The sequence below is a fragment of the Pararhizobium antarcticum genome (assembly GCF_001885585.1).
GTDB classification, from domain to species: domain Bacteria; phylum Pseudomonadota; class Alphaproteobacteria; order Rhizobiales; family Rhizobiaceae; genus Pararhizobium; species Pararhizobium antarcticum.
Map to the genome: position 1 here is coordinate 67,683 of NZ_LSRP01000077.1, position 10,023 is coordinate 77,705.

A 10,023-nucleotide genomic window follows, 5' to 3' on the forward strand; every position below is an offset into this window, starting at 1 on the left:
TGGCAACCCGAAGGTCCATGGATCGCAAGGACTGCATCCTGCGAAAATCAGTCCCTCGCACCCTGCACAAACGGGCTGAACACCATCAGGCTGAGGATTTCGAACAGGACCTGCGCACCAACCTGCGCGGTATTGGTGGTCGCATCATATTGCGGCGCGACCTCGACGACGTCGCCACCAACGAGATTGATGCCCTTCAGACCACGGATCAGTTCCAGCACTTCGCGCGTGGTGAGACCGCCGACTTCCGGTGTTCCGGTGCCCGGCGCAAAGCTCGGATCGACGCTATCAATGTCAAAGGAGAGATAGGTCGGGCCATCGCCGACGATCGCCCTGGCTTTTTCGATGATCGCCGGCATGCCCATGCCGGTCACCTCTTCAGCGTGAATTACAGTCATGCCGCTGTCATAGGAAAACTCCCAGAGATATTCCGCCGAACCGCGAATGCCGATCTGGACCGTGCGCGTCGGATCGAGCACGCCATCCAGCACAGCATTGCGGAAGGGGCCACCATGGTGGAACTTCGTCTGGTCGAAGGAACCGCTGGTGTCGCAATGTGCATCGATATGGATCATGCCGACCGGACGCTTCTTGCCGACCGCTTTGAGGATCGGATGGCTGATCGAGTGATCGCCGCCGACGGACAGCGGAACAACGCCGGCATCGACGATCTGGTTGAAGCGCTTTTCGATGTCGTCATGGCTGAGTTCCAGCCGGTAGCGGCTCTGGAACGGCACGTCGCCGATATCCGCAACAAGGAGATCGAAGACAGGCGCGCACTCCAGCACATGATTGTAGGGACCGACACGCTCAATGGTGCGTACGGCGCGCGGCCCGAAGCGGGAACCGGGGCGGTTGGTCACGCCGAGATCCATCGGCACGCCGGTGATCGCCACCTGCAGATTGCCGAAATCCGGATTTTCGGCGTCGACGGGCATGTAGGGCGCAGTCAGGAAGGTCGGCACACCGGCATAGGGTGCAAGACGCGTGCCGCTTTTGGAGAAAATCTTGTCGGCGACCTTGCGGAATGCAGGGTCGAACATCTGCCCGCCATGGCCAGAATCATACTTCGCCTTGAGTTCGTCGAGTTTCGCCTGATCCCACGCCATGTCCGCTTTTCCTCATGTTGAGCCGGGAAACGTGCGAAATCGGCGAGCGCAGACCTTCAAAAAGTCCGGAATGATCGCCAGATACGGAATATGCACAGTGTTTCGACCGGGCACCCGTTTGCTTGCTCCCCAGGCTTTTGCCCTTGTTGAAAACATTAGGAAACAATTTGATTGGAAAATCAATTGACATTGTTATAGGTTTTCATGTGAGAAAATCTCACATGTGGATTCTGGATCCGGAGTGCCTGCTTGTCCAGTCGTCTGCCCCCGCTCAACCCCCTGCGCGCCTTCGAAGCGACGGCGCGGCGCGGGTCCGTTTCGGCGGCAGCACGCGAGCTGAATGTCACGCACGGCGCCATCAGCCATCAGATCCGGGCACTCGAAATGTCGTTCAGCGTCGATCTGTTCGAACGCAGCGGCAAGCGGCTGAAGCTGACCTCGCAGGGTGCGCTTCTGTTGCCGGCCGTCACCCATGCCTTCGAGGGCATTGCGGCAGCGACGGCCGCGATGACCCGACCGACGACGAGCGGCGAGTTGAAGATCACCTGCGTGCCGGCGCTGCTGTCTTTCTGGATGATCCCACGGCTGCACCAATTCACCGAGCAGTTTCCAGACGTCCGGCTGACACTGGTCGCTTCCAACGATGCCGGGCAGCTGTTTTCGCCTGATGTCGACGTCTGCATGCTCTACGGCGACGGCAATTGGCCGGATTGCTGGGCGCGATTGTGGAGCCGGCTGGAGCTTTTCCCGGTCGTCAGCCCCACGCTTCTCAACATGCGGCCTCTGCGGTCCGTGCGCGACCTGCACGATCATGTGCTTCTGCATGGCGATGACGGGCGCGAATGGAACACCTGGCTCGCCGCCGCCGACGGCATCGGCATCCCGCGCGGGCGCCAGCATTTCATGAGCGACGCACGGCTTTCGACAGAAGGCGCGCTGCACCACCAGGGCGTAGCACTCGGCGATACCATCACCGCCGGCAGTCTGATCGCCAAGGGTGAACTGATTGCGCCCTTCGACCTGACGGTGCCCGCCAACGACGCCTTCTATGTAGCCTGCCGCAACGAAAACCGCGCGGCCCCGATCGTCAAGGTGTTCATCGACTGGCTGTTTGCAGCGCTTGAAAGCGACCCGATGCCAGAACCGCAGACGTCCGCCCGCACGATCATCCGCGCCCGCACTCCCAAGATCAGCGCGCCAAAGATCAGCGCGCCCAAAACCGGCGTGCAGGAGCGACTGCCGCCCAAGGACAGTTTCCAGCCCGTCTCCTCCCCCGCCCGCGCCAGACGTCCGGACAGCACCCGGAAGCGCCGCGCCAAGCCTTGAACCACAGGATCGATGCAATGCCGCATTTCAACCCGCTGATCGCCAGACTGTCGCCGCCGCCGGTTCCCATGGTGCTTGCCTGGGGCAAGGCCTATGACGGCGCACGCGGCCCGCTGATCGATCTGAGCCAGGCCGTGCCCGGCTATCCGCCGCATCCCGACATGCTGAAATGGCTGGCGGAATCGGCTGCCTCCCTCGACTATTCAAGTTATGGCGCGATCGAAGGCGAGCCGGTCCTGCGCTCGGCCTATGCCGCTCATGTCTCGGCGCTCTATGGCGCCCCTGTCCTGGCGGAGAATATTCAGGTGACCTCGGGCTGCAACCAGGCCTTCATCTGCGCAGCCATGGCGATTGCCGGCAGCGGCGACACGATTCTGATGACCAACCCCTTCTATTTCAATCAGGAAACGACGCTCGCCATGCTCGGGATCGACATCGAGCTTGTGCCTTGTGACCCCTATGACGGTTTCCTGCCTGACATCGAGGCAATCGCAGCCGCCCTCAAGCCCGGCATCCGCGCGCTGGCGCTCGTCTCGCCCAACAATCCGACCGGCGCCGTCTATCCGCCGGACCTTCTGTCGCGCATTCACGACCTCTGCCGTGCCAATGGCACTTGGCTGATCCTCGATGAAACCTATCGCGACTTCCTGCCCCTCGACAGCGCCGCACCGCACAGCCTCTTTTCCGTCGATGGCTGGCAGGACAGCTTCATCGGCCTTTACAGCTTTTCGAAATCCTACTGTATTCCCGGCCATCGGTTGGGCGCGATCACGGCTGGCCCTGCCTTGATCGAGCAGATCGCCAAGGTCATGGACAACCTGCAAATCTGCGCACCGCGCTCGGCGCAGGCAGCCCTCGCCAAGGCGATCCCGGCGCTCGAGGGCTGGCGCGCCGATAACCGGATCGAAATCTCGAAGCGCTCGGATGCCCTGAAGCAGGTGATGAGCAGGCTCTCGGGCTGGCGGCTTCAGGCCATCGGCGCCTATTTCGCCTATGTTCGCCATCCCTATCCGGATATCCGCTCCGAATTCGTCGCCGAAAAACTGGCCAAGGTCGCCGGCGTCGTCTGCCTGCCCGGCGACTTTTTCGGCGAGGGACAGGAGAGCTACCTGCGCTTCGCCTTCGCCAATGCCGATGTCGACACGCTCTTCCTGCTCGAAGAACGGCTTTCGAGCTTCGAGTTGCCGGGTATCTGACGGCTCGTCCCACATGCTTTCCCCCTGCGCCGCCGTCGCGGCGCAGGGGGAAAGCAACTCGGTCAGGCAGCCACTTCCGGCCGATGAACCGTCTTTACCTCGAGGAAATCCTCAAGCCCGAACATGCCACCTTCGCGACCATTGCCGGACTGCTTGTAGCCGCCGAACGGGCTGCCATAGCGATGCGGCCCGCCATTGATGTGGACCATGCCGGCGCGAAGCCGCGAAGCGACGCGTTCGGCGCGTTTCGGATCGCTTGTCTGGACATAGGCGGCGAGACCGTAATTGGTGTCGTTGGCGATGGCGATCGCTTCCTCTTCCGTGTCGAACGGCATGATCGCGAGGACCGGACCGAACACCTCGTCGCGCGCGATCTTCATGGTGTTGTTGACGTCCGCGAAGATCGTCGGCTTGACGAAATAACCGGTCTCGAAACCTTCAGGCTTGCCTGGACCGCCGACCAGAAGTTTTGCACCTTCGGCGACGCCAGCCTCGATCAGCGCCTGCACCCTGCCGAACTGGATATGGCTGACCAGCGGGCCGATATGGCTGCCTTCCTGCGTCGGGTCGCCAACGGTGGCTTCCTTGCCGACCCGCGTCGCGATCGCGACGGCCTGGTTATAGACGGAGCGCTGAACCAGAAGCCGGGTCGGCGCATCGCAGGACTGGCCGGAATTGTTGAAGCATTCCAGAACGCTTCCGGCAACGCGGTCTTCCAGATCGGCATCCTCGAAGACGATGTTCGGTGACTTGCCGCCCAGTTCGAGCGTCACGCGCTTGACCGTCTCGGCCGCATCCTTGCTGACGGCGATGCCGGCGCGGGTGGAGCCGGTAAACGACATCATGTCGACATCCCTGTGCTTCGACAGCGCCGCGCCGCATTCGATCCCGTCACCATTGACGAGGTTGAACGTGCCGGCCGGGAAGCCCGCCTCATGCACCATTTCGGCATAGAGAAGCGCATTCAGCGGCGTAAATTCCGACGGTTTCAGAACGCAGGTGGAGCCGGTCGCCAGCGCCGGCACGACCTTGAGCGCGATCTGGTTGATCGGCCAGTTCCAGGGCGTGATCAGCCCGCAGACACCAACCGGCTCGCGCAAAAGCACGTCGCCATTGGGCAGGACCTGGCGCATGTGCAGGCGCTTCAGTGCATCGATGAAGCCCTGGAGATGGCCGACGCCGACATCGGCCTGCTGCTCCGTGCTCATGGTGATCGGCGCACCGAGTTCCATGGTAATCGTCTGCGCCATCTCGTCGTAGCGGCGCTTGTAGATCGACAGCAGCTTTTCAAGCAGCGCCAGCCGCTCCTCGACGCTGGTCTGGCTGTAGCCTGCAAAAGCTGTCTTTGCAGCCGCCACGGCGCGATCGATATCGGCGGCCGTCCCCATGGAGATCACCGCGATCGGCTTCTCCGTCGCCGGGTTCAACACCTCGAGATCATTGGCCACCAGCGGGGCCACCCATTCGCCATTGATGTAGAACTTGCGTTTGTCGAGCATTCGTCTTGTCCTTCCCGTCAGGTCGTCTTCTGTTTCTCGTTCAGCCAGCCGGTGATCAGCTGGCGATAGCGTTCGCCGTCAAAACTTGGAAAATGCCCGCCATGCACGATACGGACAGGCAGGTTCAACAGGCGCTCCATGGAGGCAATGTAGTCGGCTGCGTTGGAATGATAGGTATCCTCGATCAGCGGGCCGTCATAGAGGATATCGCCAGAGAACAAAGTTTCGGTCGCCTTCTCATACAGCGCGATCCCCCCCGGCGAATGTCCCGGTGTATGGATGACCTCGAAGGAGCGGTCGCCGAGATCGATCCTGTCGCCATCGTCGAGGATGCGCGTCGCCGGCGCCTTTTTCACGGCATAACACGTCGAGCAGTAAGGTTCCGGCGGCAACGCATCGAAAATCCCGTCGGTGACATAGGGCTCGGCCAGCGTGTTTTCGCGCGTCGGATGGGCGAGAAGATCGGCCTCGGCGGAATGCACGGCACGGCATTCGAACTCGTGATGGCAGCCGATGTGATCGAAATGCGTGTGGCTGGCAACGGCGATCAGCGCGCGTTCGGTGACCAGCGGCACATGGTTGCGCAGCGAGACCACGCCCATGCCGCTATCAACCAGCATGTCCCTATCCCGGCCGCGCACATGCCAGATGTTGCAGCGGTAGAACTCCTGGATGAAGGGTTCGCAGATATAGGTCACGTCATCGGCAAGACGGCGGACGGCATACCATTTGTCGGCGGCAATACGTTCCATTGTCTCAGGCATCCTTCCTCTGCGAGGGCAAGACAACCACATCAAGGGCCGAGACCGCAAGCCCGACCGCTTCCCCTTCCGACACCGTGGCGGATTGCGGCATGTGGGCGACGATGGACATTTGCGGCGCGGCCAGCGGGCTCAGATGGCAGCGATAATGCGTCCCGAAAAAGGCCTGGCCGGTAACGGACGCCTGGCCGAGCGTGACAAGTCCCACCTCGTCCGTGCCCGCGCGGCGAAAATGCTCAGGCCGAATGCACAGGGTCACGGCCTGGTTGCGGATCGGAAAGCCGGTCGTGAAGGCGGACGGGGACAATGTCATGGGGCCGAGCGCCGTTTCGACCCGCGCGGAGGCTGCGTCCGTTTCCACGACCGTGCCGGGGATAAAGTTGACCTCGCCCATGAAACCGGCCGAAAACAGCGAGCGCGGCCGCATGTAGATATCGGCTGGGGCGCCGATATCCTCGATGCGCCCCTGGTTCATCACGACGATGCGGTCGGCAATCGCCATCGCCTCTTCCTGGTCGTGGGTCACATGCACGAAGGTGGTACCGACCCGTTTCTGGATCGCCTTCAACTCGTCCTGCATCTGGCGGCGCAGCTTGAGATCGAGCGCGCCCAGCGGTTCATCGAGCAGAAGTACGTCCGGATCGACCGCGAGTGCGCGGGCAAGCGCCACCCGCTGGCGCTGGCCGCCGGACAATTCATGCGGTTTCTTGTCCGCCACGCCCTTCAGCCCGACGAGATCGAGGAAGCCGAGCGCCTTTTCATCACGCGCGGTCTTGGCCATGCCGCGCATGCGAAGTCCGAAGCCGACATTGTCCTTGAGCTTCATATGCGGGAACAGCGCATAATCCTGAAACATCGTCGTGGTCGGCCGCTTGGCCGGCTGGACATTGGTCATGTCGCGACTGCCGATCGAGATGCGGCCTTTGGTCGGTGACAGGAAGCCGCCGAGGATGGACAGAAGCGTGGTCTTGCCGCAACCGGACGGACCGAGCAGAACGATGAACTCGCCGGCGTTGATATCCAGCGACACGTCGTTCAGCGCCGTAAACGCGCCGAAGGTCTTGCTGGCGTTCTGAACGGAGACGGAGGCGGTCATGATTTTCCAGTCTTTCTGAACAGGGTGAATTCGAGCAGCATCAGAACCGCGACGGAAACCAGGAAGACCAGCGAGCCGATGGCATTGGTCTTCGGATTGAGGCCAGAGCGCAAAAGGCTCCAGATCTCCACCGGCAGCGTGACGTCGAAGCGCGACAACAGGAAGGCGATGATGAACTCGTCCCAGCTAAAGGTAACGGAGAGGAAGAAGGCCGCGAGGATCGAGGGCATCAGCATCGGGGCCGTGACCAGCACCATGACCTTGAGGTCGCCGGCGCCGAGATCGCGCGCTGCCCGCTCGATATTGATATGGTGGTCACCCATCGAGGAATAGATGATGGCAAAGCAGAGCGGCAGGTTGATAACCACATGGCCGATGCCCACCGTCCAGAGCGACAGGGGAATGCCGAATGTGTTCAGGACCGTCAGCAGGCCGAGCGCGATGATCAGATAGGACACGGTCATCGGTGCAATCAGCAGGCCGCGCTGCAGCGCCGAACCCGGCAGCTTGTGGCGGGCCAGCGCATAAGCCGCAAGAAAACCCAGAACGCAGGCGATGGCCGAGGATAAGAGCGCGACGACGAAGGAATTGCCGAGTGCCGCCATCAGTTTGCGATCTGCGAAGATTGCCGCGTACCACTGTGTCGAGAAGCCATTGAACGGCGGCACCGGCAAACGACCGTCCTGGAACGAGAACAGCACCAGCACGGCCACCGGCAGGAAGATGAAGCCGAAGACCAGCGTTGCGTAGACCCAGGAGGCGGCGGAAATGACAATATTGCGCATCGTCATGCCCTCTCGATCTTGAGCCAGCGGGCGCAGAGCACATAGGCGAGCGTCACCGCCAGCATCAGGATGATCGACAGCGCCGCCGCCATCGGGAAATCGGCGCGGCGGCCAAGCTGCAGCATGATGATCTGCGGCAGCACCAGTTCATTGTTGCCGCCGAGTATCTGCGGCGTCACATAGTCGCCGATGCACAGAACGAAGGTCAGGAAGGCACCGGTCATGATGCCGGGCAACGTCAGCGGCAGGATGACGTGGCGGAACGTCTGGAAGGCATTGGCGCCAAGATCGGCCGCCGCCCGGCGATAATTCGGCGAAAGCTGGATGAGATTGGCATAGATCGTCAGCGTCAGAAGCATGACGAAGAAATGCGTGAAACCGATGACGGTTGCGGTCCGGTTGCTCGCCAGTTCCAGCGGTTCGCTGACAAGGCCGATGGTCAGCAGCGTCTGGTTGACCACGCCGTTTTTCGACAGCACCAGAAGCCAGGAATAGGAGCGCACCACATAGGAGGTCCAGAACGGCAGGACGGCCATGATCAGCGCCAAACGCTGGAAGCGTTTCGGCACGCGCTCGGCGATGATCCAGGCCAGAGGATAGGCCAAGAGCACCGACAGAACGGTGACGATAAGGGTAATCTCGAGCGAATTCACCAGCCCCTTGAACAGCGAGGCCTTCTCGAAGAAAGCCACATAGTTGTCGAGGTTCCACGCCTTGACGATCTGGCCGCTCTGCCGCGACCAGAGGCTCATCGCCGCCATGAACAGGAACGGCACCACGAAGAAGGCGAGCGTCCAGAGAAGGGCCGGCGCGACAAAACCCCAGGCATTGCGGCGATCGGATTGTTCGAGGGTCAGGGTGGGCATAGGCGGGCTTTCAGGTTTGGAAAGGCTGCAACCATACTCCTATCCGGCAGATTGGCGGACTGGTGGCTGGTGCTTGCTTCCTCTTCTCCCAAGTGGGGAAAAGTGTCGAACGAAGTGAGACGATGAGGGGGATTTTCAGCAAACTCTGCGGCTGACGCCCCCTCATCCGGCCTTCGGCCACCTTCTCCCCGTCGGGGAGAAGACAAAAGCCTTACTGCTGCATCATGTCCGTCCAGGCGTCCTGCATCTTCTGGTCAAGTTCGGCGCTCGGGATCGGATAGAGCTGCGTCTTCTTCAGGTACTCGGCCTGATCGCTCCAGCGCAACGCCGCCTTCTGGGCGTCCGTCAGATGGTCGCCGGCCTTGGCATTGGCAGGCATGGCCCAATAGCAGGACGATGTTGCGAGACGCGCCTGGCCTTCGGGGCTGACGATATACTGCACGAATTTCAGCGCCAGTTCCTGCTTCTTGGAAGCCTTCATGACGCCGATCGACTGGGCCCAGCGCACCGCACCCTGATCCGGCACCGTCCAGTCGAGATTCGGCTTTTCGCCGGACAAGGCGGCCGTGATCCATTCGCCACCGCCGACCAGGATATCGACTTCGCCGGTCGCCAGCGCCGTCTGCGAGGAAACGACGTCGCTCACCTGCTTGGAGACCTTCTTCATCGCCGAGAGTTTTTCGGCGATCGCCGGCATGTCGGCGTCGGACAGCTCGGCCGTCGTCTTGCCGAGCCCGAGGCCAACAAGGCCGATCATCGGCAGGTAGTAGTCATAGAGCGCGATGCGGCCCTTGTATTTGTCGGACCAGAGGATCGACAGATCCTTCATGTCTTCCGGATCGACCTTTGTCTTGTCGTAGGAAATCGTGTTGTAGCCGAATTTTTCGGTGACGGCGTAGGTCTTGCCGTCCTTCATATTGTTGGCTTCCATCCGCACTTCCGGGAAGATGTCGGCTGTCGGCAAGGCGTCGGCCGGAATTTCCGCCAGCAGATCCATGCCGACGGCGCGCTGCACGTCAACGCCGTCAATGACAAGTACGTCCCAATCACCCGGCTGCGACTGTTCGAGGATCGAAAGAGCGGCACCTGTGCCCTCGTAGTCCTTGAGGTTGACCTTGACGTTATTGGCCTTCTCGAACGGCTCGATCAGCGCCGGATCGGTATGGTCGCACCACACCAACGCATTGAGCTCGTCCTGCGCCAGCACAGGGGTAGCGGTGGGAACGAGTGCAGTGGCAGCGATCGCTGTCGCGGCGGCGGAAGAAAAAAATCGACGCGCAAAGGCGCGCCTCATGGAAGATGTCATCATGTTGCCCTCTGGTTTGACGCTCATTCCGGCGCCTTCGAGAAAAAGATTGAATGAGTTCATTTTTTAAGTCAATATT

Annotated in this window: 9 protein-coding genes; 2 read left to right on the forward strand and 7 right to left on the reverse strand. The window is 61.3% G+C overall.

Features of this window, described 5'->3' with window-relative positions:
• Positions 1–47: 47 nt before the first annotated feature.
• Positions 48–1,109, reverse strand: coding sequence for an agmatinase (speB, locus tag AX760_RS09620; RefSeq protein WP_071832669.1), 1,062 nt, complete (start codon positions 1,107–1,109; stop codon positions 48–50).
• 249 nt (positions 1,110–1,358) lie between these two features.
• Between speB and AX760_RS09625 the strand changes: the two genes are divergently transcribed.
• Positions 1,359–2,435, forward strand: coding sequence for a LysR substrate-binding domain-containing protein (locus AX760_RS09625; protein ID WP_071832670.1), 1,077 nt, complete (start codon positions 1,359–1,361; stop codon positions 2,433–2,435).
• Positions 2,436–2,452: 17 nt separating this feature from the next.
• Positions 2,453–3,631, forward strand: coding sequence for an aminotransferase (locus AX760_RS09630; RefSeq protein ID WP_071832679.1), 1,179 nt, complete (start codon positions 2,453–2,455; stop codon positions 3,629–3,631).
• Positions 3,632–3,693: 62 nt separating this feature from the next.
• Here the strand turns inward: AX760_RS09630 and AX760_RS09635 are convergent, their stop codons facing one another.
• The 6 genes from AX760_RS09635 to AX760_RS09660 all read right to left on the reverse strand — a co-directional run bounded on the left by AX760_RS09635 (position 3,694) and on the right by AX760_RS09660 (position 9,944).
• Positions 3,694–5,130 (reverse strand): aldehyde dehydrogenase family protein, encoded by a 1,437-nt coding sequence (locus AX760_RS09635; RefSeq protein WP_071832671.1) that lies wholly within the window; start codon positions 5,128–5,130, stop codon positions 3,694–3,696.
• Between the two features lie 17 nt (positions 5,131–5,147).
• Positions 5,148–5,882 carry an MBL fold metallo-hydrolase gene (locus AX760_RS09640; RefSeq protein WP_071832672.1) on the reverse strand — a complete coding sequence of 245 codons (735 nt, stop codon included), beginning with the start codon at positions 5,880–5,882 and terminating at the stop codon, positions 5,148–5,150.
• Between the two features lie 4 nt (positions 5,883–5,886).
• A complete protein-coding gene (locus AX760_RS28155; protein WP_071832673.1) occupies positions 5,887–6,987 on the reverse strand; it encodes an ABC transporter ATP-binding protein in 1,101 nt (366 codons plus the stop codon).
• Positions 6,984–7,772: an ABC transporter permease gene (locus AX760_RS09650; RefSeq protein WP_425348831.1), complete on the reverse strand. Its 789-nt coding sequence runs from the start codon at positions 7,770–7,772 to the stop codon at positions 6,984–6,986. Before AX760_RS09650 ends, AX760_RS28155 begins: the two co-directional genes overlap by 4 nt.
• Before the next feature lie 2 nt (positions 7,773–7,774).
• Complete coding sequence (locus tag AX760_RS09655) at positions 7,775–8,638, reverse strand: ABC transporter permease (protein ID WP_071832675.1); 864 nt, start codon at positions 8,636–8,638, stop codon at positions 7,775–7,777.
• A gap of 211 nt (positions 8,639–8,849) precedes the next feature.
• Positions 8,850–9,944: a polyamine ABC transporter substrate-binding protein gene (locus tag AX760_RS09660; RefSeq protein ID WP_071832680.1), complete on the reverse strand. Its 1,095-nt coding sequence runs from the start codon at positions 9,942–9,944 to the stop codon at positions 8,850–8,852.
• Positions 9,945–10,023 lie beyond the last annotated feature (79 nt).